This is a genomic window from Mesorhizobium sp. NZP2298, from assembly GCF_013170825.1.
GTDB lineage: Bacteria > Pseudomonadota > Alphaproteobacteria > Rhizobiales > Rhizobiaceae > Mesorhizobium.
Genome location: NZ_CP033365.1, coordinates 4,302,308 through 4,328,466, shown reverse-complemented (window position 1 = coordinate 4,328,466; position 26,159 = coordinate 4,302,308). Strand labels below are relative to the sequence as shown.

Annotated in this window: 31 protein-coding genes and 1 pseudogene; 17 read left to right on the top strand and 15 right to left on the bottom strand. The window is 61.3% G+C overall.

What is annotated here, in order from left to right:
* Window position 1: 1 nt before the first annotated feature.
* On the bottom strand, window positions 2-355 hold the full coding sequence (locus EB231_RS20960) for a gamma-butyrobetaine hydroxylase-like domain-containing protein (RefSeq protein ID WP_140773805.1): 354 nt from the start codon (window positions 353-355) through the stop codon (window positions 2-4).
* A gap of 195 nt (window positions 356-550) precedes the next feature.
* On the opposite strand from EB231_RS20960, the gene moaA reads away from it, so the two are divergent.
* The 13 genes from moaA to EB231_RS20895 all read left to right on the top strand — a co-directional run bounded on the left by moaA (window position 551) and on the right by EB231_RS20895 (window position 10,335).
* Entirely contained in the window at window positions 551-1,546 is a 996-nt protein-coding gene (gene moaA, locus EB231_RS20955) for a GTP 3',8-cyclase MoaA (RefSeq protein ID WP_172350538.1), read from the top strand.
* Between the two features lie 55 nt (window positions 1,547-1,601).
* Window positions 1,602-2,075 carry a hypothetical protein gene (locus tag EB231_RS20950; RefSeq protein ID WP_172350537.1) on the top strand — a complete coding sequence of 158 codons (474 nt, stop codon included), beginning with the start codon at window positions 1,602-1,604 and terminating at the stop codon, window positions 2,073-2,075.
* A gap of 135 nt (window positions 2,076-2,210) precedes the next feature.
* Window positions 2,211-2,570 carry a hypothetical protein gene (locus tag EB231_RS20945; protein WP_172350536.1) on the top strand — a complete coding sequence of 120 codons (360 nt, stop codon included), beginning with the start codon at window positions 2,211-2,213 and terminating at the stop codon, window positions 2,568-2,570.
* 182 nt (window positions 2,571-2,752) lie between these two features.
* A complete protein-coding gene (locus EB231_RS20940; RefSeq protein WP_172350535.1) occupies window positions 2,753-3,673 on the top strand; it encodes a DMT family transporter in 921 nt (306 codons plus the stop codon).
* Between the two features lie 50 nt (window positions 3,674-3,723).
* Entirely contained in the window at window positions 3,724-4,350 is a 627-nt protein-coding gene (gene mobA, locus EB231_RS20935; RefSeq protein ID WP_172350534.1) for a molybdenum cofactor guanylyltransferase MobA, read from the top strand.
* Window positions 4,347-4,850 (top strand): molybdopterin-guanine dinucleotide biosynthesis protein B, encoded by a 504-nt coding sequence (gene mobB, locus EB231_RS20930; RefSeq protein WP_172350533.1) that lies wholly within the window; start codon window positions 4,347-4,349, stop codon window positions 4,848-4,850. The genes mobA and mobB overlap by 4 nt, the downstream gene beginning before the upstream one ends.
* 158 nt (window positions 4,851-5,008) lie before the next feature.
* Window positions 5,009-5,794, top strand: coding sequence for an ABC transporter substrate-binding protein (locus tag EB231_RS20925; protein WP_140773798.1), 786 nt, complete (start codon window positions 5,009-5,011; stop codon window positions 5,792-5,794).
* An 80-nt stretch (window positions 5,795-5,874) separates the two neighbouring features.
* Complete coding sequence (locus EB231_RS20920) at window positions 5,875-6,594, top strand: ABC transporter permease (RefSeq protein ID WP_172350532.1); 720 nt, start codon at window positions 5,875-5,877, stop codon at window positions 6,592-6,594.
* The gene (locus tag EB231_RS20915) at window positions 6,591-7,496 is read left to right on the top strand and encodes an ABC transporter permease (protein ID WP_172350531.1); all 906 of its coding nucleotides are present in this window, start codon (window positions 6,591-6,593) and stop codon (window positions 7,494-7,496) included. Before EB231_RS20920 ends, EB231_RS20915 begins: the two co-directional genes overlap by 4 nt.
* A gap of 107 nt (window positions 7,497-7,603) precedes the next feature.
* Window positions 7,604-8,473: an NAD(P)-dependent oxidoreductase gene (locus tag EB231_RS20910; RefSeq protein ID WP_172350530.1), complete on the top strand. Its 870-nt coding sequence runs from the start codon at window positions 7,604-7,606 to the stop codon at window positions 8,471-8,473.
* An 8-nt stretch (window positions 8,474-8,481) separates the two neighbouring features.
* Window positions 8,482-9,186, top strand: a complete 705-nt coding sequence (locus EB231_RS20905) for a DNA alkylation repair protein (protein WP_172350529.1) — start codon at window positions 8,482-8,484, stop codon at window positions 9,184-9,186.
* Window positions 9,146-9,724 carry a GNAT family N-acetyltransferase gene (locus EB231_RS20900; protein WP_172350528.1) on the top strand — a complete coding sequence of 193 codons (579 nt, stop codon included), beginning with the start codon at window positions 9,146-9,148 and terminating at the stop codon, window positions 9,722-9,724. The genes EB231_RS20905 and EB231_RS20900 overlap by 41 nt, the downstream gene beginning before the upstream one ends.
* Before the next feature lie 44 nt (window positions 9,725-9,768).
* The gene (locus EB231_RS20895) at window positions 9,769-10,335 is read left to right on the top strand and encodes a DUF3299 domain-containing protein (RefSeq protein ID WP_172352975.1); all 567 of its coding nucleotides are present in this window, start codon (window positions 9,769-9,771) and stop codon (window positions 10,333-10,335) included.
* Between the two features lie 111 nt (window positions 10,336-10,446).
* Here EB231_RS20895 and EB231_RS20890 read toward each other — a convergent pair whose 3' ends face one another.
* The 4 genes from EB231_RS20890 to EB231_RS20875 all read right to left on the bottom strand — a co-directional run bounded on the left by EB231_RS20890 (window position 10,447) and on the right by EB231_RS20875 (window position 12,927).
* Window positions 10,447-10,938, bottom strand: coding sequence for an Lrp/AsnC family transcriptional regulator (locus EB231_RS20890; protein WP_172350527.1), 492 nt, complete (start codon window positions 10,936-10,938; stop codon window positions 10,447-10,449).
* Between the two features lie 108 nt (window positions 10,939-11,046).
* Window positions 11,047-11,721 carry a uracil-DNA glycosylase family protein gene (locus tag EB231_RS20885; protein WP_172350526.1) on the bottom strand — a complete coding sequence of 225 codons (675 nt, stop codon included), beginning with the start codon at window positions 11,719-11,721 and terminating at the stop codon, window positions 11,047-11,049.
* The gene (locus EB231_RS20880; protein ID WP_172350525.1) at window positions 11,661-12,272 is read right to left on the bottom strand and encodes a glutathione S-transferase; all 612 of its coding nucleotides are present in this window, start codon (window positions 12,270-12,272) and stop codon (window positions 11,661-11,663) included. The genes EB231_RS20885 and EB231_RS20880 overlap by 61 nt, the downstream gene beginning before the upstream one ends.
* 34 nt (window positions 12,273-12,306) lie before the next feature.
* On the bottom strand, window positions 12,307-12,927 hold the full coding sequence (locus EB231_RS20875) for a thermonuclease family protein (RefSeq protein ID WP_172350524.1): 621 nt from the start codon (window positions 12,925-12,927) through the stop codon (window positions 12,307-12,309).
* Window positions 12,928-13,003: 76 nt separating this feature from the next.
* Between EB231_RS20875 and EB231_RS20870 the strand changes: the two genes are divergently transcribed.
* Together EB231_RS20870 and EB231_RS20865 are read left to right on the top strand one after the other, a co-directional pair.
* Entirely contained in the window at window positions 13,004-14,524 is a 1,521-nt protein-coding gene (locus EB231_RS20870; RefSeq protein ID WP_172350523.1) for a sensor histidine kinase, read from the top strand.
* A 53-nt stretch (window positions 14,525-14,577) separates the two neighbouring features.
* Entirely contained in the window at window positions 14,578-15,105 is a 528-nt protein-coding gene (locus tag EB231_RS20865) for a GNAT family N-acetyltransferase (protein ID WP_172350522.1), read from the top strand.
* Window positions 15,106-15,117: 12 nt separating this feature from the next.
* On the opposite strand, the gene EB231_RS20860 is transcribed toward EB231_RS20865, so the two are convergent.
* Window positions 15,118-16,116 (bottom strand): nicotinate-nucleotide--dimethylbenzimidazole phosphoribosyltransferase, encoded by a 999-nt coding sequence (locus tag EB231_RS20860; protein ID WP_172350521.1) that lies wholly within the window; start codon window positions 16,114-16,116, stop codon window positions 15,118-15,120.
* Window positions 16,117-16,313: 197 nt separating this feature from the next.
* Here EB231_RS20860 and EB231_RS20855 point away from each other — a divergent pair, with 197 nt between their 5' ends.
* Entirely contained in the window at window positions 16,314-16,544 is a 231-nt protein-coding gene (locus EB231_RS20855) for a DUF1289 domain-containing protein (protein WP_010909481.1), read from the top strand.
* A 10-nt stretch (window positions 16,545-16,554) separates the two neighbouring features.
* On the top strand, window positions 16,555-17,262 hold the full coding sequence (locus EB231_RS20850; protein ID WP_172350520.1) for a TIGR02281 family clan AA aspartic protease: 708 nt from the start codon (window positions 16,555-16,557) through the stop codon (window positions 17,260-17,262).
* 87 nt (window positions 17,263-17,349) lie between these two features.
* Here EB231_RS20850 and dusA read toward each other — a convergent pair whose 3' ends face one another.
* The 9 genes and pseudogenes from dusA to EB231_RS20805 form a co-directional block, all read right to left on the bottom strand.
* Window positions 17,350-18,348, bottom strand: a complete 999-nt coding sequence (gene dusA, locus EB231_RS20845; RefSeq protein WP_172350519.1) for a tRNA dihydrouridine(20/20a) synthase DusA — start codon at window positions 18,346-18,348, stop codon at window positions 17,350-17,352.
* Window positions 18,349-19,106: 758 nt separating this feature from the next.
* A pseudogene (locus tag EB231_RS20840) lies at window positions 19,107-19,625 on the bottom strand (AAA family ATPase); the annotation flags it as partial.
* 243 nt (window positions 19,626-19,868) lie between these two features.
* Window positions 19,869-20,645 (bottom strand): anti-sigma factor family protein, encoded by a 777-nt coding sequence (locus EB231_RS20835; RefSeq protein WP_172350518.1) that lies wholly within the window; start codon window positions 20,643-20,645, stop codon window positions 19,869-19,871.
* Entirely contained in the window at window positions 20,642-21,166 is a 525-nt protein-coding gene (locus EB231_RS20830; protein WP_172350517.1) for a sigma-70 family RNA polymerase sigma factor, read from the bottom strand. Before EB231_RS20830 ends, EB231_RS20835 begins: the two co-directional genes overlap by 4 nt.
* 55 nt (window positions 21,167-21,221) lie before the next feature.
* On the bottom strand, window positions 21,222-22,676 hold the full coding sequence (locus EB231_RS20825) for a YncE family protein (protein ID WP_172350516.1): 1,455 nt from the start codon (window positions 22,674-22,676) through the stop codon (window positions 21,222-21,224).
* A 13-nt stretch (window positions 22,677-22,689) separates the two neighbouring features.
* Window positions 22,690-23,193: a DUF305 domain-containing protein gene (locus EB231_RS20820; RefSeq protein WP_172350515.1), complete on the bottom strand. Its 504-nt coding sequence runs from the start codon at window positions 23,191-23,193 to the stop codon at window positions 22,690-22,692.
* A 347-nt stretch (window positions 23,194-23,540) separates the two neighbouring features.
* Complete coding sequence (copD, locus tag EB231_RS20815; protein ID WP_172350514.1) at window positions 23,541-24,425, bottom strand: copper homeostasis membrane protein CopD; 885 nt, start codon at window positions 24,423-24,425, stop codon at window positions 23,541-23,543.
* Window positions 24,422-24,790, bottom strand: coding sequence for a copper homeostasis periplasmic binding protein CopC (copC, locus tag EB231_RS20810; protein WP_172350513.1), 369 nt, complete (start codon window positions 24,788-24,790; stop codon window positions 24,422-24,424). The genes copD and copC overlap by 4 nt, the downstream gene beginning before the upstream one ends.
* 628 nt (window positions 24,791-25,418) lie before the next feature.
* Window positions 25,419-26,108, bottom strand: a complete 690-nt coding sequence (locus tag EB231_RS20805) for an SDR family NAD(P)-dependent oxidoreductase (RefSeq protein WP_172350512.1) — start codon at window positions 26,106-26,108, stop codon at window positions 25,419-25,421.
* Window positions 26,109-26,159: the final 51 nt, after the last annotated feature.

Genomic DNA, 26,159 nt, shown 5'->3' with positions numbered 1-26,159 from the left:
CTTAGCGATCCCGGCTCAGCCCTTTTTCCGCAAGCTCGGCAAGATAGGCATTCCAGCGCTCATCCCTCTCATGGCCGAGCGTATGCAGGTAGTTCCAGGTGAAAATACCGGTGTCGTGGAAATCATCGAAGGTGATGCGCACCGCATAGTTGCCGACCGGCTCGATCTTCAGGATGGCCACGTTGCGCTTGCCGGGAACCGTCACCCGCTGCTCCGGAGAATGCCCCTGTACCTCGGCCGATGGCGAGGCGACGCGCAACAGCTCCGCCGGCAATTCGAATGGCTGGTGATTGGGAAAGGTGACCGATAGCAGCTTGCGGTCCTTGGAGACCCTGAGTTCTTTTGGCGCGGTCATGCAGTTTCATCCCGTATCGATTGCCCTTCCCTACGCCGCTTCGCGAAAGGGGAAAAGTCCTGATAGACGACCGACACACCGTGTCGGCTCCGGGATGTTACCAAAGATCGAGAAGCGGTATCTTGATTGGCGGGCTGGATCGTATCACATAGCTGTATATAACGACGCCGATAACGGCCACGGAAACGCTCGAACATGAACATGATCGACCCCTTCGGTCGCACGATCAGCTATCTCAGAGTGTCGGTCACCGACCGCTGCGATTTCCGTTGCACCTATTGCATGGCCGAGGACATGGCCTTCCTGCCGAAGAAGGACCTGTTATCGCTGGAAGAGCTGGACCGGCTCTGCACCGTCTTCATCGAAAAGGGCGTCAAACGGCTGCGCCTCACCGGCGGCGAGCCGCTGGTGCGCAAGAACATCATGCATCTGGTACGCCAGCTCTCGCGCCACCTCGACAGCGGCGCGCTGGAAGAACTGACGCTGACCACCAACGGCTCGCAGCTGTCGCGCTTCGCCGCCGAGCTCGCCGATTGCGGCGTCAAGCGCATCAACGTCTCGCTCGACACGCTCGACGCCGACAAATTCCACCAGATCACTCGCTGGGGCCATCTCGACAAGGTCATGCAAGGCATCGATGCCGCTCAGGCGGCCGGGCTGAAGGTCAAGCTCAACGCGGTCGCGCTGAAGGACTTCAACGACGCCGAATTGCCCGACATGATGCGCTGGGCGCACGGCCGCGGCATGGACCTGACCGTCATCGAAACCATGCCGATGGGCGAGATCGACGCCGACCGCACCGACCAGTATTTGCCGCTGTCGCTGCTGCGCGCTTCGCTGGAGCGCCAGTTCACGCTGACCGACATTCCGTTCAAGACCGGCGGCCCGGCCCGCTACGTCCACGTCGCCGAGACCGGCGGAAAGCTCGGTTTCATCACACCGATGACGCATAATTTCTGCGAAAGCTGCAACCGGGTCAGGTTGACCTGCACCGGCACGCTCTACATGTGCCTCGGCCAGGAGGATGCCGCCGATCTGCGTGCGCCCTTGCGGGCATCCGAAGGCGACGAACTTGTCGCCGACGCCATCGACGAAGCCATCGGCCGCAAGCCGAAAGGCCACGATTTCATCATCGACCGCCGCACCAGCCGCCCGTCAGTGTCCCGGCATATGAGCGTAACGGGCGGCTGACCTTCCCGTCGATCTGTGCAAGGATTGCTCCCGGTCATTGGCTTTGGGGCAGCAGATGCGGCGGCTTTTTTCGGTGATTGCGGCTTTCGCGGCGATTGCAGCAAGCAGCGTCATCGCAGCGCCCTTCACCTATGTGAACGAGCGCTTCGGCACCGTCTGCACCTTTCCCGACGAGATCTTCACCGATCGTCAGCCCGAGCCGGAAAATGGCGATGGTCAGGTATGGCTGAGCGCGGATGGCGCCAGCCTGACTTGCTCGGGCATTCTCAACATCGACGATGACACCCCGAAGGGTTTCGTTGCTGACGAAAAAGCGAGCAAGGAACCCGGCTATACCGTCACCTACAGCAAGACCGGAAAGGACTGGGCGGTGCTGTCGGGGATGAAGGATGGAAAGATCTTTTACGAGCGGCGGCTGTTCGGCAGGGATGGCGTCATTCGCACGGTCTGGATCGATTACCCGCCGGCCCTGAAGTCGAAATACGACCCGCTCGTTGGTACCATTGCCGGCAGCCTCGAGGGGCCATGAACACTGCGGCGCCCCACGAGCATTTTAGCCACACCGCGAACAAATCTCTGCCTGTAATGTCCGTCTGATTTACTGGTGACGGTTTCCCGCCTAGCGTTCGTTTCGTAGCGGTTGTCGCTCTTGGGGGAATACATCATGCACAAATTTCTGCTTTCGTTGGCTCTGCTTGGGCTGACCGCCCTGCCCGCGGCAGCGCAGTCGATCGGCGGCACTTACACCGTCGCCGGCACCAACTTCGATGGCTCGGCCTATGGCGGCGAAGCCACCATCACGCTGACCAGCGGAACGACCTGCACGATCCACTGGGAGACAGGCGGCTCCTCCTCGGACGGCATCTGCATGCGCAACGACGACGCATTCTCCGCCGGCTATGTCATGGACAAGGATATCGGCCTCGTTGTCTACAAGGTCGAGGAGGACGGCTCGCTGCATGGCCTGTGGACGATCGCCGGCAAGGAAGGCAACGGCACCGAAGTGCTGACGCCGAAGAAATAGCATCGTCCGGGCCGGTCGGTTTCCGGGAGGCGAAGCGACCTCCCGACACGATCCGTGACGAAGCCAGGATGTGATTTCACCCCGGCGACGACGGATTCTCCCTGTTCTGGCACAGCCCTTTGCCATTGCTGTTTCGCGGCGGGCTGTTACAGGCTTGCTTGCCAAAGCAACCGGTAGATGTCTTGCCCCTTTCTCCAAATCTTCGCGGCGCGTTGTTCATGATGGTGGCGATGGTTGGCTTCACGCTCAACGACGCCATCACCAAATACTCTTCGCAATCGATGAACATGGCGCAGGTCATGCTGATCAGGGGGGCTTTTGCCTCGCTCTTCGTAGGCCTGCTGGCCTGGCAACGTGGCGCGCTTTTGCAGCCGCGCCTGATGCTGCAGCCATTGGTGGCAATCCGCGTCCTGGGCGAAGCGGGTGCCACCGTGTCATTCCTCGTGGCGCTGGCCCATTTGCCGATCGGCAGCGTCTCGGCCGTTCTTCAGGCGCTGCCGCTGGCGGTGACGATGGGTGCCGCGCTGTTTTTCGGAGAAGCGGTCGGCTGGCGACGCTGGATGGCGATCGCCATCGGTTTTGCCGGCGTGCTGATCATCGTGCGGCCGGGCTTCGACGGCTTCAGCGTCTATTCCCTTGTGGCACTGGTCAGCGTTGCATGCTGCACCGTGCGTGATCTCGCCACCAAGCGTATCCCTCAAGCCATACCGACGATGCTGGTCTCGACCGCCACCGCTCTGGCAATGACCGTTGTCGGCGCGTTGCTGTTGTCGCCGATGGGTGGCTGGACACCGATGACCGTCAAGAGCACGACACTGCTGGCGCTGGCTGCGGTGCTCGTGCTCGTCGGCTATCAGTTCATCATCATGGCGATGCGCTCGGGCGAGATCTCCTTCGTCGCGCCATTCCGTTACACCGCGCTCCTCTGGTCCATACTGCTTGGCCTGATCGTCTTCGGCGATTTTCCGGACACGCCGATGATCGTCGGCGCAGCGACAGTCGTCGGCTCGGGTCTCTATACGCTTTACCGCGAACGGCTGGTCGGCCGGCGAAGGATCGTCGCCGAAAGCACCGGGCCGACCATGGCGCCGGATGGAATCTAGCCCTTGAAGCTGCTTGCGATTTCCGGCGGCTGGCGTAGAGGCTGGGCGGCATGAAACGGGATGTCGCGGGGATCATTCTGGCCGGCGGCCAGTCAAGGCGCATGGGAGGCGGCGACAAGAGCCTGTTGCCGCTTGGCGCCGGCTGCGTGCTTGACCAGGTCCTGTCGCGCCTTGGCCCGCAGATTGAAACCCTGGCGCTCAGTGCCAATGGCGATCCGGCACGTTTTTCCCGTTTCGGACTGGCCGTGCTCGCCGACACCGTCGAGGGCTTTGCCGGCCCGCTTGCCGGAATTCTGACCGGCCTCGAATGGGCCGCTGCCAGCACACCTTGCAAGGTTGTCGTCACCGCTGCCGGCGACACGCCCTTCCTGCCGCTTGATCTCGTCGACCGCCTTGCCGCGGCGTCCGGTCGAAGCCCCGGTTCGATCGCTATCGCCTCCTCCGCCGGCAGGCTCCACCCGACCTTCGCGCTGTGGCCAATCGATTGTCGCGACGCCTTGCGGCATTTCCTGGTCGACGAGGATAGCCGGCGGGTACTGGCCTTCATCGAGCGCCACGGCCATGTCGAGGTGGAATTCCCGATCCAGCAATCCACAGGGCTCGATCCTTTCTTCAACATCAACGTGCCGGACGATCTTGCCGAGGCCAGACGCCTGTTGCAGAGCATGACATCATGAACATCTTCGGCATCATCGGCTGGAAAAACTCCGGCAAGACCACACTGACCGAAAAGCTGGTCGCCGAGCTTGTGCGGCGCGGCTGGAAGGTCTCGACGGTCAAACATGCCCATCATGACTTCGACATCGACAAGCCTGGCGCCGACAGTTTCCGCCATCGGCAGGCCGGCGCCACCGAGGTCGCGATCGTGTCCGGCAACCGTTGGGCGCTGATGCACGAATTGCGCGGCGAGGACGAGCCACCGCTGGAGGGCATCCTTTCGCGGCTCGCCCCATGCGACATCGTGCTGGTCGAAGGCTACAAGCGCGAGTCCCACCGTAAGATCGAAACACGGCGGCTGGCGGCAAAGGACCGGACGCCGCTTTCGGCTGGCGATCCCAATATTGTCGCCGTCGCCGCGGATTTCACCGTCACGGACAAGAGCCTGCCGGTATTCCACCTCGACGACGTAAAATCGATAGTCGACTTCATCGAGCACACCACCGGGCTCGTTGCTTGAGATGTAACGTAACGGCAGAACCCCGTTGCCGATTTCGGTGGTTTTGCAGTTGCTTTTTTCTTGGAAAGAGTGGGAGTATCGCTTCAGCGGGCGGTCAAAAGCACCGCCCCACAGAGCCGTTTCGGAACGACGGCCGGGACCATAAAGAGAGGAATATCATGCGTATTGCACTGCGTATCGCGCTCGCCGCATCGGCCGCGCTGCTGACGCTCGGCGTAGCCCAGGCCCAGGAAAAGACCCTGCGGATCGGCACCGAAGGCGCCTATCCCCCGTTCAACAACCTCACCTCCGACGGCAAGCTCGTCGGCTTCGACATCGATATCGCCCAGGCGCTTTGCGACCAGATGAAGGTCAAGTGCACCTTCGTCGCCCAGGATTGGGACGGCATCATCCCCGCACTTCAGGCCGGCAAGTTCGACGCCATCGTCGCGTCTATGTCGATCACCCCGGAGCGCAAGGAGAAGGTCGACTTCACCCACAAATACTACAACACGCCGTCGGCTCTCGCAGTGCCGAAAGACAGCACGCTGAAGGGCGTGACCAAGGAAGATCTCGCCGGCAAGACCATCGGTGTCGCCACCACGACCACGCATTTCAACTATGCCTCGAAGACCTACACCGACAGCACCGTGAAGGGCTATCCGAGCAGCCCCGAGGAGCAGGCGGATCTTGCCAATGGTCGTCTCGACGCGATCGAGGACGATATCGTCGTGCTGCAGCAGTGGCTGGACTCGCCTGATGGCGCCTGCTGCAAGATTCTCGGCCAGCCCTCGCCGCAACCGGTCGAGATCTTCGGACCGGGCGCCGGCATTGCCGTGCGCAAGGGCGAGACCGACTTGGTCAACAAGCTCAATGAGGCCATCGACGCCATCCGCGCCAGCGGAAAATACAAGGAAATCAACGACAAGTACTTCAAGTTCGACGTCTACGGCGCCGAGTCCTGATAGACTGGATCAAGACGGCGGGGAAATTCCCCGCCGTCTTTCTATTCGTCTTGGGAATGCCGTGGAGATAAGACCCGTCAATGCCAGCCCAAAGCATATGGACACTTCTCAGTTGGGGACCCGATGGCTGGAGTGACGATATTGCCTATGGCGTCGTAGTAACGGTTCTGCTGGCGCTGGCGACGCTTCCCATTGGTTTGACGATCGGCTTTTTCATTGCGCTCGGCAAGCAATCCGAAGAGCCCTCGCTGCGCCTGGCCGCCAACATCTACACCACGGTCTTTCGCGGCTTGCCGGAACTGGTGACGCTCTTCCTGTTCTTCTTCGGCATGCCGATCCTGCTGCAGCATCTTGTCAGGTATTTCCGACCAGACGCCACCATCGACGTCAACAGCTTCGTGGCCGGCATGATCGTGCTTGCCCTGATCTTCTCATCCTATGCAAGCGAGGTTTTCCTGTCGGCCTTCCGCGCCATTCCGAAAGGCCAGTATGAGGGCGGCTATGCCATTGGTCTTTCCTACGGGCAGACAATGCGCCTTGTGATCTTGCCGCAGCTGCTGCGCATCGCGTTTCCTGGTCTTGAGAATTGCTGGCTCAGCCTGTTGAAGGACACCTCACTGGTGTCGGTCGTCGGTCTAGCAGAGACGTTGCGCAACGCTGGCGTGGCCGCTCGCGTCACTAAGCACTCGTTCCTGTTTTACGGCGTGGCGGCACTGGTCTTTCTTGGTTTGGCCGTCGTGTCATCCTTCGCCACCAACGCCATTTTGCGCTCGCTCGGCAAACGCGAGGCACAACGATGAGCGCGACAGCCGCCATGGTCGAACGGCCGCCACCGCAAGCTCGCGGCTGGCCGCGACGGCGCATCGTCGGTTACGCGCTTGTTTGCCTGTGGATCGCCTTTGGCCTCGGCATCGTCAGCTACTTGTTCTTTGCCTGGAACGCAGCCTTCTTCGCCAAATATGCGACGGCCTATCTCAGAGGGCTTGGCGTCACCCTGTCGCTGGTCGCCATTTCGATGGTGCTTGGCGCCGTCCTGTCGGTGCCTGTCGCCTACGGGCGCATGTCCAGGAGCCGAGTCCTGTCCGGTCTTGCCTATTGTTACGTCTATTTCTTCCGGGGCACGCCGCTGCTGGTTCAGACGTTTCTGGTCTATTACGGGTTGGGTTCGTTCAGGCCGGAGCTCAGTGCGGTTGGCATATATCTACCGGTCGTCAGCGACTGGGTCCAAGTTCTGCCTCACGTAAGCATCCCAGTCGGCTTTACGATGGGATGGTTCACGCTCTGGGATTTCTTCAAGGACGCCTTCAACTGCGGCGTCTTCGCCTTCGCGCTCAACACAGCCGCCTACCAGGCCGAAATCCTGCGTGGTGCCATCGAAAGCGTGCCCAGAGGCCAATGGGAAGGCGCTGCCTCGCTCGGCCTGCACAAACTGCAGACGCTGCGCAAGATCGTCTTGCCGCAAGCCCTGATCGTCGCCTTGCGGCCTTATGGCAATGAGCTGATCCTGATGGTCAAGGCTTCGGCGATCGTCGCCATCATCACCGTCTACGACCTGATGGGCAATGCAAAACTCGCCTTCGCCAATTCCTTCGACATCCAGGCCTATATCTGGGTCGCCCTGGTATACCTCGTGATGGTTGAGCTGTTGCGCCATGCCATCGAATGGATCGAGCGCCGGATCACCATCCACCTGAAACGCTGACGGGTTCCCATACTGTACCAGTCGATCGTGCCACAGGCGTCTTGACGAATTGAGCGCAGAGCCTAGAGCTTTCGCAACAATTTCGTTTTCGTCTGAAGGGCAAGCTCATGGCATCTGTGGCATTTCTCGGTCTTGGCGTTATGGGCTACCCCATGGCGGCACACCTCAGCAACAAGGGCGGCCACGACGTCACCGTCTACAACCGCACCAGGGCCAAGGCCGAGCAATGGGTCGGCCAGCATGGCGGCAGCCTTGCGGTGACGCCGGCGGAGGCCGCCAAGGACAAGGACTTTGTCTTTTCCTGCGTCGGCAATGACGACGATCTGCGCTCGGTGACGACCGGCCCGGATGGTGCCTTCAACTCGATGAAGAAAGGTTCGGTCTTCATCGATAACACCACGGCCTCGGCCGAGGTCGCGCGCGAGTTGGCGGAGGCCGCGCAAGCCGGCGGCTTCTCGTTCCTCGACGCGCCGGTCTCCGGTGGCCAGGCCGGTGCCGAGAATGGCGTGCTGACCGTCATGGTCGGCGGCGACCAGGCCGCCTTCGACAGGGCTAGGCCGGTGATCGATGCCTATGCCCGCATGGTCGGGCTTATGGGATCGGCGGGCGCCGGCCAACTGACCAAGATGATCAACCAGATCTGCATCGCCGGGCTGGTGCAGGGCCTGTCGGAAGGCATCCATTTCGGCAAGAAGGCCGGGCTCGATATCGAGAAGGTGATCGAGGTGATTTCCAAGGGTGCGGCCGGATCCTGGCAGATGGAAAACCGGCACAAGACCATGAATGCGGGAAAATATGATTTCGGTTTTGCCGTCGACTGGATGCGCAAGGATCTCGGCATCTGCCTGGAGGAGGCTGATCGCAACGGCGCCAAGCTGCCGGTGACCGCGCTTGTCGACCAGTTCTACAAGGACGTGCAGGCCATGGGCGGCAAGCGCTGGGACACGTCCTCGCTGCTGGCGCGGCTGGAGAAGTAGGATTTGCGATGGCCGAGCTTTCGCCCCAATCCAGTGCCGACGAAATCGTCGCGCATCTGCGCTTGATCGGCTCGGAGGAAAATCGCCTTGGCATGCTGCGCTACGGTATCAAGATCGAACGCGCGCTTGGAATTCCACATGGCGTCCAGCGGCAGATCGCTCGGAAGATCAAACGCAACCATGAGCGCGCTTTTGAGCTGTGGGAGTCAGGCATTATGGAGGCGCAGTTCATCGCTTCCGTCACCGCCGACCCGAAGCGGTTTTCTGCCGCGAACGCAAGGCAATGGGCGGCCAGTTTCGATTCCTGGGATATCGTCGACGGCGTCTCTGACCTCTTCGTCGACACGGACGCCTGGAAGGAACTGATCGGCGAGTTCGCGGCCGACGAACGGGAATTCGTTCGACGCACGGCTTTTGCCATGATGGCCTGGTCTGTGGTCCACCGGAAGAAAGAGCCGGAGGCGACTTTTCTCACCTTCCTGCCGATCATCGAGGCGCATGCCACCGACGACCGTAATTTCGTGAAGAAAGCCGTGAACTGGGCGCTTCGTTCCATCGGCAAGCGATCGATGGCCATGCATGGCGCTGCCCTTGCTGTCGCTGAACGGCTCGCTCGATCGCCCGACAAGACGGCACGCTGGATCGGTAAGGATGCCGTGAAGGAACTGACCGATGCCAAAACGCTCGCGCGGATCGCCGCCAGAAACGTTTGACCTCGCCAACATCCGCTTCACCGAGGTGGCGCGGGCGACCCTTGTCAGCTTCGAGGCTCTGTTCGAGCAGCCGGGGTCGCCAAAATACTGCTGGTGCATGGCCTGGCGGCAGTCCGGCCGCGGGCACGTCCAGAGCGACGAGAAGAAGCGGCGGATGATGGCACTCCTCGATGCCAGCACCCGGTCGGCATCGTCGCCGATGCTCGACGGCAAGACCATCGGCTGGTGCTCGGTCGCGCCACGCGAGACCTATCGCAAGCTTTCAAAGCAGCAGGATGATCGCGAGAGCGGCGTATGGTCGATCGTCTGCTTCTATGTGCCGAGGGTTTTGCGCGGCGGCGGCCTTGCTTCGGCATTGCTCGATGCCGCCATCGATCATGCCTTCGCCAAGGGCGCGCGTGTCATTCAGGCCTATCCGGTGGCCGAGGCGTCGCCGAGTTACCGTTTCATGGGTTTTCGCGACATGTTTGCATCGTGTGGCTTCCGCGAGGCCGGCATGGCCGGTTCTCGCCGACATGTGATGCGGCTCGAGCATTGACGTCATTGGGCACGGCGTCTTTACTCGCCCGTAAAGGAAGCGGCATGAGCATCCATTTCAAATCAATCCTGGCGCTCGCGGCCGCGCTGTCTCTCCCCGCTGCCGGCGCCTCGGCCGAGACGATGCAAATTTTCTGGAAGGATTTGCGCCCGGCGACCCAGGCCGTTGCCGAAGACGCCGGCCTGCCGATGATCGCGGCAAAATTGCCCGATCATGGCGAGACGCTCTCCGTCGATCTGCAGGACAAGACCGTACAATTAGCCGGATATGCATTGCCGGTCGATCGCGACGGCGATCTCGTCTATCAGTTCCTGCTGGTGCCATGGACGGGCGCGTGCAGTCACATGCCGACGCCACCGCCCAACCAGATCGTGCTGGTCACGCCAGCCCACCCCTACAAGATGTCGCAAGCCTACCAGTCGGTCGCCGTCACCGGCGCCCTGAAGCCGGACATGGAGAAAAGCCAACTGTTCATTCTGGATGGCGTCAGCGTCATCCAGTCCGGCTATACCGTGCGCAAGGCGGAGGTCGTCGGTGTCGACACTGTGCCTGACACCATCACCCTGCCGGTGAATTCGCCCTGGAGTTTTCTCAACAAAAAGAAGAACTAGAGCATTCCAGGAAAAGTGTGAACGGTTTTCCGTCCGGAATTGCGTCAAAACAAAGAGTTAGAGCATTTCGCCGTTTCCGTGAAACGGTGAAATGCTCTAACGGGTTGGCGCTCAGGCAGCGTTGGCACCCGGTTCCTTGTCCAGCACCATATAGTCGAGCGGGATTTCGGTGGTGTACTTGATCTGCTCCATGGCGAAGGACGACGACACGTCACGGATCTCGATCTTGGCGATCAGCCGCTTGTAGAAGGCATCATAGGCGGCGATGTCGGGCACCACGACGCGCAAGAGATAATCGACGTCCCCGCTCATGCGGTAGAACTCGACCACCTCGGGAAATTCCTGGATGACCTCGGAAAACCGCCGCAGCCACTCATGGCTATGTGAATTGGTGCGGATCGAGACGAAGACAGTGACCCGCACATTGACCTTCTCATGGTCGAGAATGGCCACGCGCCGCTTGATGACGCCCTCCTCCTCGAGCTTCTGGATGCGGCGCCAGCAGGGCGTGGTCGACAGGCCGACTTTCTTGGCGACATCGGCCACCGCGAGCGTCGCGTCCTCCTGCAGGAGACGTAGGATCTTTCGGTCAAGGCGGTCCATTAGAGGCTCCTAGGGGAATAGTTTGTCTATAATCCCTCTTATTCGAGGCTTCCACAAGAAAGAAATTCTGCCAATCGCCGTTAAAGCGAGTGATTTCTTGCTGAACGCCTAGCCAATGCGATAGCGGATTTCCGACCGAAGGAAAGGCAGCAAATCCATTTCAAACCATGGATTCTGCTTCAGCCAGCCGCTGTTGCGCCAGGATGGATGCGGCAGCGGCAGCACTTTCGCTCCGCTGGAACTCTCCCAGATGGCACGCCAGTCCATCACCGTTTCCGTCAGCGAGGGGCGGCGCGCGGCGCCCATATGCCAGGACTGCGCATAGATGCCGATCGTCAGCACGAGGTCTATTCGCGGCATCAGGGCCATCAAGGGCGCGCGCCAAGCCGGCGCGCATTCGCGCCTGGGCGGCAGGTCGCCGCCCTTGGCATCCTGGCCGGGAAAGCAGAACCCCATCGGCACGATGGCGAATTTCTCGATGTCGTAGAATTCGTCGCTGGTCACACCAAGCCAGTTGCGCAGGCGGTCGCCGGAAGCATCGGTGAACGGCATGCCTGATAGGTGCACCTTGGTTCCCGGCGCCTGGCTGGCGATCAGGATGCGGGCGCTGGACGAGGGACGCAATACCGGTCGCGGCTCATGTGGCAGCGGCTTGCCGATAGGGTTTTCGACACAGATGCGGCAGGCTCGGACCTCTGCTGCAAAACTGTCCAGTTTCATACTCAAGCGGCGGCACTCGGGCGGCTGGAGACCGCCTGATGCCAGCGCAACACATTGGTGCATTCCTCCGGCACCTTGATGCGGGCCGGCTTCATGAAGTCGATCGCGATCAGGCCGGTTATATCGGCAATCGAATAGCTGTCGCCGGCGGCGAACTCACGGCTCGCCAACTCGCGGTCGAGGATCCTCAGGAACTCGACCGCCTTCGGCTTGTTGGCCTCGCCCCATTCCGGAACCTGCGGGATTTCCCATTCCTTCATGGCAGGATGGATATGGCGAAAGGCCTGCGCGACGCTGCTCAGCAGATTGAGCTCCATCCGCCTCTGCCACATCTCGACCTGCGCCTTGCCGAGCGCGCCGTGTCCGAACAGGGCCGGTTCGGGCTGCAACTCCTCGAAATAGCGGCAGATGGCGACGGATTCCGTGATGATCGTGCCGTCGTCAAGTTCCAGCACCGGCAGGCGTTGCAAAGGGTTGCGCGAACTCACTGTTTGGCTCTTGTGCTCCAGCGCGCCCATGTCGACGGACACGATTGGAACCGCGATCCCCTTCTCTGCAAGGAAAACGCGAACCCGCCGCGGATTGGGCGCCCGGCCGCCGTCGTAAAGCTTCATTCGATCCTCCCTTTTCCCTCCCAGCCAAGGCACTTCACCAGAAGCGAAAAATCTCCCGCACGGCGTCGCCGATCGACGCCAGCGTGCCGTGTTTTCGCTCCACCACCTCGCCGTGATGACTGTCGCGCCAGTCCTGCGGCCGGTCGAATGTACCCGCCCAGATACCGACCTTTGCCGCGCGGGCAGTCGCTTCCTCACCTTCGTAGTCGCCGAAGGCAACGGCCCAGCCCGCCGCGACCTGGGCGCGGTTGAGATCCGTGCCGCCGGCCTTGCAGTCGCCAAGCAGTCGGCCATAGCGATCCCGCTGCCAGCCGCTGCAGGTGACCGGCCTGCCGGCGATTAGGCGCACCAGCGACTGGCGCGCAAGCGTGCCACAGGCATAATCCACACCGTTCCTGCGGCAGGTCTGGGTGTATTCCGGGGCATCTATGCCGCGCATGCGGATGCGCTCGGCGCCAAGTGTGATGGAATCGCCGTCATTGATGATCGCAGCACCCTGCGTCTGGCGCGTTTCCACCCGATCGAGACGTGCCGCCAGCAGGATCAGCAACCCCAGAATGATTGTCGTAAGCCCATAATCCAGAAGCCGCCGCCACGGGCTCCTGGTCACCGGTGCGTACCGTCGGCGCGATCTTGGCGACCAGGAACGGCTCATATGGCAAACGGTTGGTTAATCATTCGAACGTAGCTTAACACCTTGAAACCGCTGCACGTATAAATTGAAGTTTTTGATGCCCTTGCAACGCTCGAACACAGCGGACAAGTTCATTGTGGACCGCAGGAAACGGCATCGCAACAGCGATGTCGCGCGCGCGGTGCGCAAGACGCGCGACCGTCTTTCGCAGCAGGCCGGCAATCTCGATTTCGACCGCGAACTGCTGAAACTACACGCGCGCGCCATGACAAGCGGTGCCGTGGTCATCCCGTTGCTCGTCCTGGCGATCGCAGCAGCCGGCCGGCTCGCCGGCGTCGGCAACGAGATCGGGTTCTGGGCGCTGTTCACGCTCATCTCCTATACGATCGTCGTCTTCATGGCGCGGCGCGTCGAGCGGACGGAAGCTTCCGAGCTCAACCCCTTGCAAGCGAGGCGGGAATTCCTGGCCGGCCATTTCCTTTGCGGTCTCGGCTGGGCCTGGTTCGTCTGGCTTGGCTGCGGCGCCTGCGATGTCGACCAGTTCCAGGTGGTCAAGGCCGTGGTGCTGCTGTTTGCCATGGCAGGGACCGCGGTCATGGCCTCATCCCTGAGCGGCGTGCTGCTGGCGACCTTTGCCATGCCAGTGGCGCTCTATGCCTATGTTGGCACCAGGCTGTGGATGCCCGTCGAGGCGATCATGGCCGGGCTGCTTGTCTTGTCGCTGCCCTTCTTTGCCTATGTCGCCCACCACATCAACCGCTCCTCCCTGATGCTGTTGTCGTTCCGCTCCGAAAAGGACGCACTGATCGCCGAACTCGAGACGGCGAAATCGATGTCGGACGAGGCGCGGCGGCGGGCTGAGGATGCCAATCTGGCGAAGTCGCGCTTCCTCGCTTCGATGAGCCATGAATTGCGCACGCCGCTCAACGCCATTCTCGGCTTTTCCGAGGTGATGGCGAACGAAGTGCTGGGGCCGATGAGCAACCCCACTTATCGCGACTACGCCCATGACGTGCACGACTCCGGCCAGCATCTGCTCGACTTGATCAACGAGATCCTCGACCTGTCGCGTATCGAGGCCGGCCGCTACCAGCTCAACGAAGAGCCGGTGATGTTGCTGAACATCGTCGAGGATTGCTGCCATATGATGGAGTTGAAGGCGCGCAACAAGGACATCCGGGTCATCCAGGATTTCGAACAGACATTGCCGCGTCTGTTCGCCGACGAGCGCGCCGTGCGCCAGATCGCGCTCAACCTTTTGTCCAACGCCATTAAATTCACCGCCACCGGCGGCGAAATCCGCGTCCGCGTCGGCTGGACGGCGGGCGGCGGGCAATACATTTCGATCAAGGACAATGGCCCCGGCATTCCCGAGGACGAGATTCCGATCGTGCTTTCAGCCTTCGGCCAAGGCTCGATCGCCATCAAGAGTGCCGAGCAGGGCACCGGACTTGGCCTGCCGATCGTGCAAGGGCTGCTTGCCATGCATGGCGGCCAATTCGAGCTCCATTCCAAGCTGCGCGAAGGCACCGAGGCGATTGCCATCTTCCCGCTGAGCCGGGTGATGGAAGAGCTGCCGGCGTTGCCGACCGCGGCAGTAGCGGCCCGTCGGCGATAGATACCCCCTGCCGAGCAGCACGCGCCCGGCCCGGAAGAGGAACGCAGACCGCAATGACCGCAGATTGGGATGCCCGCGGCATTGAAATCAGATCGGAGCGGCTTTGCCTGAAGCTGGTTACGCCTGACGATGCGGACGAGGTCTTTGCCGCCATCACGCCCGCAATCACCCGCTTCATGCAATGGGAACCACCTCGATCACCGGCGGCCTTCGCGCAAGTATGGCGATCCTGGCTGACGCTGATCCGTAGTGGGTCGGATTTGCATTTCGTCGCGCGTTCGGTGGCGGACGATCGCTGCCTGGGGCTTGTCGGCCTTCACGCGGCAAAGACGGTATCTCCTGAGCTTGGTATTTGGATAAGGGAAGACGCTCAAGGAGACGGTATTGGCCGTGAGGCCATTGGCGCTGTTGTTGAGTGGGCTTCCGAGCGACTCGATCCGGATTGCTTCCAATACCCCGTTGCCGAAAAGAACGTGGCGAGCAGGAGAATCGCGGAAGGCCTTGGCGGGTCGGTCATCGAGACACGATCCAATCCGAAATATACCTCGGTCGTCTATCGTATCCCCAATCTCAGGCGTTGATACGCCGAGGGCTTAGCCCCGAACAGCTGCCGCCATGCCCGAACTGGTCAGCGCCGCCGCCTTGACCAGACCTGCGCCAAGTGCCGCCCCCGACCCCTCGCCGTGGCTTATGCCCAGGTCGAGCAGTGGGCGGAAGCCAAGCAGCTCGGCGGCTCTTGCATGCGCGGACTCCGGCGACAAGCTGGCGAGAAGACAATGGTCTAGCACTGCGGGGTTCGCGGCATAGAGCACCGCCGCGGCGGCCGTTGCCGCAAAGCCGTCGAGCAGCACCGGGATCTTTTGCATCCGCGCGGCGAGGATGGCGCCGGCTATCGCCGCGAACTCGCGGCCGCCGACCCGGCGCAACGCTTCCAGCGGGTCCTCTAGATGGTCGCTGTGAAACGCCAGCGCCGCATCGACCACCTCCGCCTTGCGCGCCTGCATAGCCGCATCGGCGCCGGATCCCGGGCCGACCCAATCGGCACCCCTGCCCCCGAATAGTGCCGCAAACAGCGCGGCGGCGACGGTGGAATTGCCGACACCGAGATCGCCGAGGCAAAGCAGGTCGGTGCCGCCGGCGATCGCTTCCATGCCGAAGGCCATGGTCGCCGCGCAACCGCGCTCGTCAAGCGCGGCATCATCGGTGATGTCGCCGGTCGGGATGTGCAGCGCAAGATCGAACACCTTCAGCCCGAGATCGTTGGCGATGCAGATCTGGTTGATCGCCGCACCACCAGCCGCGCAAAGCTCGACCGCATTGGCTGTCGCCGCCACCGGGCGTGGCGAAATGCTATGCCTGACCACGCCATGATTGCCGGCGAAGACCGCCATCAGCGGCCTTGTCACGGCGGGCGGAGCCCTGCCGCTCCAGGCCGCAAGCCACGCGGCGATCTCCTCGATGCGGCCGAGCGAATGCGCTGGCTTGTCCGCCTTGGCGAACAGCGCATGCACGCGCGCTTCCGCCTTGAGGTCGGCTGCCGGCAAATTGTCGAGCAGGTTGCGAAAATCGTCGAAAGGTAGCGCGCTGGTCATGTCGTGAGCAATCATTCCTGGATTTGGTGAGCGGCATAGCCGCGTTGCGTGATCGGCACAACCTCTCCCAAACATCCGCCTTGATTGCCGCAAAGATGGCCTGGGAGGGCGCGATCGCGAGGGCTTGCATTGGCTTTGCCGTTGCACCATGTGGAGATGGAAGAGCGGAATCCAAACGGGTCGCTCGTGAGAAAGTCATGACGGCCATCGAATCCCCCTGCATCCTCGTCTGTTCGATCGACATGAAAACCGGCTTCTGTTTCGGTTGCGGCCGCACGCGCGAGGAAATCGGCGCCTGGATGGGGATGACGCCCGAAACGCGCCGCAATGTGATGGCCGAACTGCCGGCCCGGCTGGAAACGGTCGAGCGCCGGCCGCGCCGGGAAACGCGCCGCACCCGCATGGCGCGCGAACGCGACGCACTCTAGCGAGGCACGGATGAGCAGCCGGCTGTTCTGGATTATGATGGCGGTGATCGGCGTGGGAGCGGTCCTGCTCATGCTCAACGACTCCGCCGGCAGCACGCTTGGCGTGGAAAATTATGATTTCGGCCGGCTGATCTGGCTTGGCGCCTTCGGCGCGCTGATCGGTGCCGGCCTGCTGCGGTCAGGCCGCCCGCTGGGCGCGATGGCCCGCAACCTTGGCGCCTGGGCGGCAATCGTGCTCGCTCTGATCACCGGCTACCAGTATCGCTACGAACTGCAGGACGTAGCCAGCCGGGTGACAGCCGGCCTCGTCCCCGGCAGTCCGCTGGCGCTTGGCGTCGAAGACGGCCACGCCACCGTGACCCTCGACAAGGCCGACAACGGCCATTTCGAGGCGCGCATCCTGGTCAACGGCAACCCGGTGCGGGCCGTGGTCGATACCGGCGCGACCAGCACGGTGCTGACGTCCGAAGACGCGCAAGCCGCCGGCTTCAACCCCGCCGCGCTCAACTACACCATACCGGTTTCGACAGCCAACGGCATGGCGCGCGCCGCGGCGGTCAAGACCGACGCGGTGGCGATCGGCGGCATCGTGCGCAAGAACATGTCGGTGATGGTCGCGGCTCCTGGCATGCTGAGCCAGAGCCTGCTCGGCATGAACTTCATCGGCTCGCTGTCGGGCTTCGACGTGCGCGGCGACCGCATGATTCTCAGGGATTAAAGCAATCCACCGTTTCACGGAGACGGTGAACTTGACGCAATTCACGGACGGAAAACCGTTCCACACTTTTCCTGGAATTGCTCCAGGTCAGGCCGCTTCGGCGGTCCCTGCGCCAAATTCGACGGCCGCAAACGCCGTCTTCAGCACATCAGGCCCGGCACCGGGCCGGTTTGCATCGGTCGACAGGATCTGGCGGTAACGGCGTGCACCGGGCAACCCATGGAACAGCCCGACCATATGGCGGGTGACATGGCCGAGCCGTCCGCCCTGTTCGATGTGGCGCGCTGCATAACCCGCCATCGCGTCGATAAGCGCTGCGAAATCGAACGCCTCGGGCTTTGCGCCGTAGAAGCCGGCGTCGACGCCGGCCAGAATGCCTGGCGTGTGGTAGGCGGCGCGGCCAAGCATGGCGCCGTCAACCTGTTCTAGATGCGCCCGCGCCTCTTCAAGTGACTGAATACCCCCATTGATCCCGATGAATTTGCTCGGTTTTTCAACCTTAAGCCGATAGACCCTGTTATAGTCGAGCGGCGGAATATCGCGGTTTTCCTTGGGGCTCAACCCTTCCAGCCACGCCTTGCGCGCATGCACCCACAAGGCGTCGGCGCCGGCATTGAAAACCCCGTTCGCCAGTGCATCGAGCGCCGGCTCCGGGTCCTGTTCGTCGACACCGATGCGGCATTTGACGGTGACGGGGATGGTCACCGCCGCTTTCATCGCCTCGACGCACTCGGCGACAAGGTTGGGCACTTTCATCAGGCAGGCCCCGAACGTCCCCGACTGGACGCGGTCGGACGGGCAGCCGACATTGAGATTGATTTCGTCATAGCCGAAGGCCTCGCCAATGCGCGCGGCCTCGGCAAGTTTCGCGGGATCGGAACCGCCGAGCTGCAAGGCGACCGGATGTTCCACCGCATCGAAGCCAAGCAACCGATCGCGCGCGCCGTGGAGGACCGCGTCTGCCACCACCATTTCGGTGTAAAGCAGCGCACGGTTCGTCAGCTGGCGATGGAAGAACCGGCAATGCCGGTCCGTCCAATCCACCATCGGGGCCACGGCCACGCTATGTTCTTGATTTTTCGCCATTTTTTTACATCAATTCGTTAGTCGCAATCGCGGATACGCCTCTTTACGCCAGAATACGACCCTTTTCGCCACGTTTCGTTCTGTCAGTGCACACGGAGCGCACACGAAAAAATGGCCATCTACACAAAGCTCTCGTCCGGTTCCTGGCGTGTCCAAGTCCGTCGCAAAGGTCGCTATGTCAGCGAGACCGAGACGACGCACGCCGCTGGGCGACCGAAACCGAGCGCCAAGTCGATCGTGGTGAGACGCCGACCAAGTCCCGTATAGCGCGCCTGAAGACCTTCGGCGAACTCATCGATCTTCATATCGACGACATGTGCGATGTAGGCAAGTCCCCTCGCCGCTCCAAGGCCTCAGCCCTTGATATGCTGCAAAGGCATCTTGGCAAATGCAACATTTTTGCACTCGATCGAGAACGGCTCATTCGCTTCGGTCGTGATCGGGCCGCCCAAGGCGCTGGACCGATGACGCTAGGCATAGACATCGGCTTCATAAAACTTGTCCTGTCTCATGCTGCGGCCGTCCACGGTCTACCGGTGAAGGTCGAACCCGTAGATTTCGCGCGTATGGCACTTAAGCGCCTCGGTCTTGTCGGCAAGGGGTGTGAGCGCGACAGGCGGCCCACCCACCTGCCATGGCGGCGACCAGGGTTGCGACATCGGACGAATGCAGCACCCTGCCGTCACCGGATTTGATGGCCTCGACGACATTGCCTGGGCCAGCGAACCAGCCGTTGACCGTAACTTTGTCGTTCGGTACCCAACGTCCGCCGCACGGGAGAGCACGCGCTCCAACTGGCGCGTGCCGACCATGCCAGCCTCGTTGATCATCAGGACATCGCGGGCGGTGAGCAGATCCCTGCCCTGTCCCCAGCCATGCTCCATACTGGCGATGGTGCGTGACGAGATGCCGGAACCGCTTTCGAGATTCTCGGCCGCGATGCCGGAGAGTGCCGCGCCTCGGACCTCGTACCCCGCCACTGCCCATGCCTGGCGCGCAACGCCCAGCATGGCGCTCTTGCCGGTTCCGGCAAAGCCGACAATGACACCAAGACCGCGGCCATCGGTGATGTGATCCAGCGCTTCGGTCTGCTCGCCTGACAGGACAAGCCCGCATTGCGCAGCCCGCGCCAGCGCTGCCTCGCGATGTACGCTACTCACCGCGTGTCGCTCGTCCAAATCGATCCGCTCCGCCGCCCGGTGAAGGCGCTGTTCGGTTTCGATCATCTGCCGGGTGGTGAAACGATCTTCGCCGCGCCGGTCCTTGCCGAGTTTGACCGACCGCGTTGGGGCCGAGACCGGTCGGTCCTTCCAGTCGAATGGATCATGAAGCAGTCGTTCCGTTCAAATTAAAGATGATGCTTGGAATCTCCGCCCGCTCCTGTGCCGCAGCGCGGCGCCAGTCCGCGCGAAACGATTTTCGGCACATCGGCTCGCTTGCGGCATCAATCTCGGGCCCCTGCCCCCCAACCCGTCCAGCGTCTGTCCCGTCCACCGGGGGTGGTTCAGGGCAGTTGACGGTTAGGCCTCGCCCTGCACCTGCCTGCGGATATCATCAGCGAGTGGGTGCAGTGCTTCAGAGGGCAATGAGCCTACAAGACTGTAACCCATACCGTTCGACGCCCAAGCCCAGCCGTCAACCTTGCCTTGGGTATGGGGCGTCATCGTTCGCGTCTGGTCCACGGTCATTGGTCTTGTCAACATGACAAGGCGCGTGCCGTGGTCATTGTCGTACATCAGCATCAGGCCGGCCCCATGAGGTGTGGAAACGACGCGACCGCCCATCAGCCGATAGCCGGACTTCGACAGGTCTGGCAGGACAGGCTTGCGCCCCATCCTTTCAGTCGCCCAGCCAACCAGTTCGACCGTATTGTCGGCCCGGAGCTCCACCGGCCTGGTCTTGTCTCCTGCATAGGTGGCGAAATTGTCCGAGGCTTCCCGGGCGAGCGCGACCACACCTTCGGTTGGAGGGACCATCATGTCGTGCATGTACCAGCCGCCGGATCCGCCAGCGAACAGAAGCACGACTGCTGCTGCTAAAAACCGCCAGTTGGAGACCCTGTTTTGCCGTCTGGTGGCAATCATGTGATTGAGATTGAGCCTTGATGGGACTGGCTCGCCAGCGACGGGATCAAAGGCGCCCTGCAAAAGAGTGCGCTGGACGGAATAGGACGCAAAACGATTGGCGACATCCGGGTGCTTGTCGAGATACGCAGAGACCTCCTCGCTTCGGGCAGCGTCAAGCCGGCCGTCGATATAGGCATGGAGATCGTCCTCTGTGATTGGCCTATCCGTCATTTCACCCTCCGCAGATGCGAGCCCGGTCTAGCCCCCCTGGCGGGACTTTCCAATATCTGCCGCAGACGCTCGCGCGCGCGCGACAGTCGCGACATCACGGTTCCGACGGGGATCGCCAATACTTCGGCGACCTGGGCGTAGCTAAGGTCTTCGACAGCTACCAGCAGCAGCACGCTATGCTGTTCTTCCGACAGTTGTTGGATCGCCGAGACGACGTCCGCTCTTGCAAGGTCGTCCTCCTGTGTCGGCGGATGCGCCATGAGATCATCTGCGATCTCTTCTATGGCAACATGCGGACCGCGCCGGGCGGCCTGCCGCAGCCGGCTGACTGCAAGATTATGCAGGATAGCGAACACCCAGGTGCGGGCGTCATCATTTCGGCGCCGGTGCCAATGAGAGATCACGCGTTCAAGGCAGTCCTGCACGAGATCGTCGGCAGCGACCGCATCGTGAACGAGACCGCGGGCATAGCGTCGTAATGCCGGGATCATCGGCTCGACCTGGAAAAGAAGATCATCCATCACACATCTGCTACCCGTGGATTGGCCCGCCCCAAGCGAGGCGGGCCAGTTTCACTTACTCTGCCTGAACCTGCACAATCTCGCCGGGCTTGCCATCGGCAGAGGTGGCAACGACGAGATAGCGCTTCTCGTCCTTGTGCTTGGCTTCGACGATCTGTCGGATCGGACCGACCGCGTTAACAATAGCCGAACCGGCGGGATTGGTCATGAATGCTGCAAGGCCCTGGAGCTGACCGCTGCCATCGCGCTTTTCGGAAAGCGCAAGCACGTAAGGCTTCTTCGGATCGAGGCCAGCGACAGCAGCCTGCAGAACCTGCGTCAGCCCCTGGTTGAAGAGGGTGACGCTCGTCGACTGCTGCTTGTCCTTGTCACCCTTGGCCGCGAGCTTCAGGTGAGCGGCGTCTCCCGCCCCGCCGAGCGGCACGAGGTTTTGCATCCCATCGCCTTCGGGCACCGCGTTCGGAACGTAGGCGACCGCCTGCGGCGCCTGGCCGATCGGGATGTTGGCGATAACCTTGTTGGTCAGCGTATCGATGACGGCGAACTGGTCGGCATTCTCGAGGCCAACATACACTCGCGTGCCATCGCCCGACGGCCAGATACCGTGCGGCAGGTTTCCGACCGGTATAGTCGCGACCTGCTCGAAATTATCCGTGCGATACACCTTCACTTCGTTCAGGCCACCCACGGTCACGTAAGCAAAACTGCCGTTCTTGTTGACGACGAGATTGACGTGGTTGGTGATCGGTCCGGTGTCGATGGTCTTGATGAGGTCAAAGGGCGCCTCGGCATCGAAGACCTGCGTCTTGCCGACATCCTTCAGCGTGAACCACACCTGTTTGCCGTCGGCGGAGGCGGCAATGTTCGGGCAGAAGGGGCTAACCTGCTTCACATGGCCGACGATCTGATGGTCTGCGACGGTGACGATGGCGACATCCGGATTGAAGGAAGAGCAGATATAGCCGTATTTGCCGTCCGGCGAGAAGATCTGCATGCCGGGGCCAGGAGCGACCTTGATCCGGGTCTTTTCTTCGAAAGTGCTCGCGTCGATCACGGAGATATAGTCTTCGCCGCGGACCGTCACCCAGACTTCCTTGCCGTCGGGCGTAAAGAAGGCCTCATGCGGGGACCGGCCGACATAGGTCGTATGCTTCACGGCATTGGTCGCCGTATCGATGAAAGTAACCGAATTGGAGCCGATCGACACGATCGCGAGCGTCTTGTGATCCGGAGAGAAACCCATGCCGTGGACCAGCACCTGACCCTTGTAGAGGGGGCTCAGGTTGCCGGGCTGTGGATCGCCGAGCTTGATGACGCCGAGGAGTTTGTTGTCGACCGGGTCGGAGACAGAAACCGTGTTGGAGAACTGCTCGGCCGCATAGACGCGGTCCTTGTGGCTGATCGGAATGTCCGGGTCGGAGGCGAGGCCGGGCGCCTGGCCGGCAAAAGCTGCCACGGGGGCAATCATGGTGCTTGCCAGAAGAGCAAGTATCTTCAGTTTGGTTCTCATGTCTCGGTCCTTTTCAGTTGGCGGGCTTCATCATCATCATCTGCATGGCCGGGGCCTTCGATGACGTCTCTTCGTGAGGGCTCTGTGTTGTCTTCGCATCCTTGGGATCGACCTGCGTCGGAACCGCGTCGGAGGCGGGAAGCGGGTCGCCAAGCGCCATGCGCATGGCCGCGATCTCCTGCTGCTGATCGACAATGATTTCTTGCGCGATCCGCTTGAGCTGCTCGTTATTGCCGTAGCGCAGGTACGCGACGGCCATGTCGATCGCTCCCTGGTGATGCGGGAGCATCATCTCGACGAAATCGCGATTGACATCACCTGTCGGCTTGACCGCCATGTCGTTCATCATTTTCACCATGGCTGCGTCGTTTTCCTGTAGAAACGGTGCTTCGTCCGTCAGGCCGGATACGGTCTGGTGATGGTGGGCTGGCACATCCTGGGCAAAGGCCGACACCGAGACGACGGTGAGCAGCGATGTGGTTGCCAGAATCCAGGTACTGCGAAATAAGGCGGTCATCGTTATCTCCTGTTCTCTCTCGAAGAGTTCAGAAGGGTAGACACCGCAGACGGCGGATTATTCCGCGCGAACTGAAATTTTTCTTGGCGATGCCGAACCGGGCCCAGTCGCCTGCAGTATTAAGATGAAGATGCAACACGGGCGGCCTTGGATGCCGTCAACTAGAATCCATGCAGCCCTTTGCGAAAGCTTTCTCTCTCAGTCGGCGCTAACGCCCCTGTCGCGCGATCAGATAGGCTTTTGCGACGCACGCCCTGTGATACTTCGAAGGACGTTGTCCTTCAGGGTGAGCAATCTATTCGATAACAGATTTGTGATTGCCGTTTTTGAACCCTGAGGCACGTGGATCAAGACGGATCCATGGTTCCGAAGGCGGCAACCAGTGCAATAACGATCGCGCCAAGCAAGAGCTCGAAGGCAGCGCCGGCTAGCAACGCGGTTTCTGCCTCGCGGCGCTTTCTCCGCAAGAGGGGAACGAAGACATAGCGATTTACGATGGCCGCGAGCGACATGATCGCGACAAGTCCGATCTTGATGAGGAGCCTTGCCTGATAGGGCGACCGCCAATCTGTCGGCAAATGACCGAGGATGAGCAAGCTATTGGCCACGCCGCTCAAGATCGCCAGTGCGACGGCAACGTGGCCTAGCGTAGAGAATCGGGACAGCGCGACCAATGCTTGAGGACGATGAGCAACGTCGCGTGCCGCCCGCATGACAAATACAAAACCAACAAGACCGCCAAACCATGCTCCGGCGGAAAGAACATGGACGATGTCGATGCCGGTATGAAGAGTGCGCTCAAAGCCTGTCCTCATTGCTGCGTGCCCTGTCAGGGAAAGGCTCGCCAAGGAACAGCCGGCCAAAACCGCCGCAAGAGTTTGGCGACGTGGCATGAGCCAACGGGCCAGTCCAAGCAGTAACGAACCTGCGGCGAGCATATCCCATGCCCGTCCACCGGTCGTCAGCGTGAGAAACGACCAGAGCGTTCGCGGGTCAACGGTCGCGCGCCAATCATCGGTTACGACAGCGATCTGCGCCGGAAGGACGACCAGGACACCTGCCGCCACCATCATTGTGCAAATTGCGGAGACCCCTGAAAAGCGCCGGATCAGGAGGGCGCAGAGGGATGGCGGCGTAGCGGCAGAAAAGAACGCGCAACACCCCCAGAGCACCATGAGGGCGGTGTCGATAACGGCACGACCCAAAATCCATAGCCCTTGCGGATCGATCAAGGCTCGACCGTGAAGCTGTAGCTGCCGTCGGTCTTGTGACCGTCGGCCGAAAGAACATGCCATTTGACCGTATAGTCGCCCGGCCTGAGCGCCGATTGCAGAGGAATGGTGAGGGTTTCGTCTCCGTTCGACAGTTGCGCCTTGCCCTGCTGGACCTGCGAACCCGAAGCGTCCTGCAGATTGGCGCCGGAAAAAGCGAGGTTCAGTCCCTCTGTGAAGTCGAGCGTCAGCGCCATCGGGGAGGTCGATATAATCGCCTTGTCGGCCGGGTTGGCGCTCTTGAGATGCGCATGCGCGAACGCCGGGCCGGCTGCGAAAAGGTAACCGAGCCCCGCGAATGCGAGGAAAACAGAAGCATGTTTCATTCGATATGTCCTTCCATGCATGGAGTGATTTCCACCCATGTGGACATTCGGGAAGCGCTTTTATTCCATCGGACAACGAAATTGCCGCGGGTAATGTCGCAAGAGTGACGAGGCCTTTATTCGGAAATTCCTTTTGCGTGAACCCATCGAGGGATTCGAGACAACGGTCATCATCGACCGTGTGAAGGTCGGATTCTCCATGCCGATTGATTTCGACGATTTTTGTGACTGATACCTTATGTTGGATGCCGATTGGCGGATCACAGGGGATGGGCACCAGCTTTTGGCACAGGGGATTCGTCCTGACATCTACACCAGCGAGGGCACGCTCCAGAAAGTCGATGCCTCGTCAGTTTCTTCTACGATCGACGTGAAAGCCTCATTCACACTCTCTGCCAATTCGAAGGAATTCTGACGTCTGCTTTTAGGAGCCTGCACGACAATCGCCGACGACCGACATGAGCGCCAAGCTGCCGTGCCTGGATCGGGCAACGTCGGGTCGTTAACCCGACGACCGCCAGCCGGAAAGAAACAGGCCTGGTAACGCGAGTACGATGATCGGCAAGGCCGAGCGACGCACTGTGGGCAGGAAACAACTGCGCGCGACGTCACGCCGTCTGCACAGCGCCTACCAAGCAAGGGGTTGGTTGCGGAAATCGACGAAATGAATGCCACCAGCGCCCGAACGGGCGATCAGCGTCTCGGCAATTCCCGCGGCGCTCGTCTCTATGTCGAGCGGCGCCCCATTGCCACCCATCTCCGTGCGTACCCATCCCGGCGACATGGCGATATAGGTTCGCCCGTCTCCTTTGCGGATCGCGAAACTTTTCATCATCTGATTGAGGGCCGCCTTGCTGGCGCGATAGATCTCCCATCCGCCGCCGGCATTGTCGTTGATGCTGCCCATGTCCGAAGACATCGCTGCGACAACGCCTTCGGGATCGACCAAATCGTGGAGCGCTCCAATGACGCGCAGCGGAGAAAGCGCGTTCGTGACCATGACGTCCACGAAGTCCTGTGTCGAGACGGTTTCCGCGGCAATGGAAGGGTCAATAGCAACGCCCGCATTGACGAACAAAACGTCGAGCGCGCGCGCCGAGAGCATCTTCCGAAGGGCCGTTACGTCTTCTGGTTTGTTGATGTCCATGTGCGCAATGGAAACCAACCCATTGCCGGCAAGGGTTTCCAGGGCGCCGCGGCCATGCGCGCTGCGTACGGTCGCTATCACCTCCCATCCGCGTGAGACGAAGGCATGGGCGAGCCCGAGACCCAGGCCTCGCGATGCACCGACGACGAGGGCGACTTTTCGATCTGGCATCTTAGTCCCTTTCTGGGCCTGCTCCTGTCTGGCGAATAATAAGCGCCATGC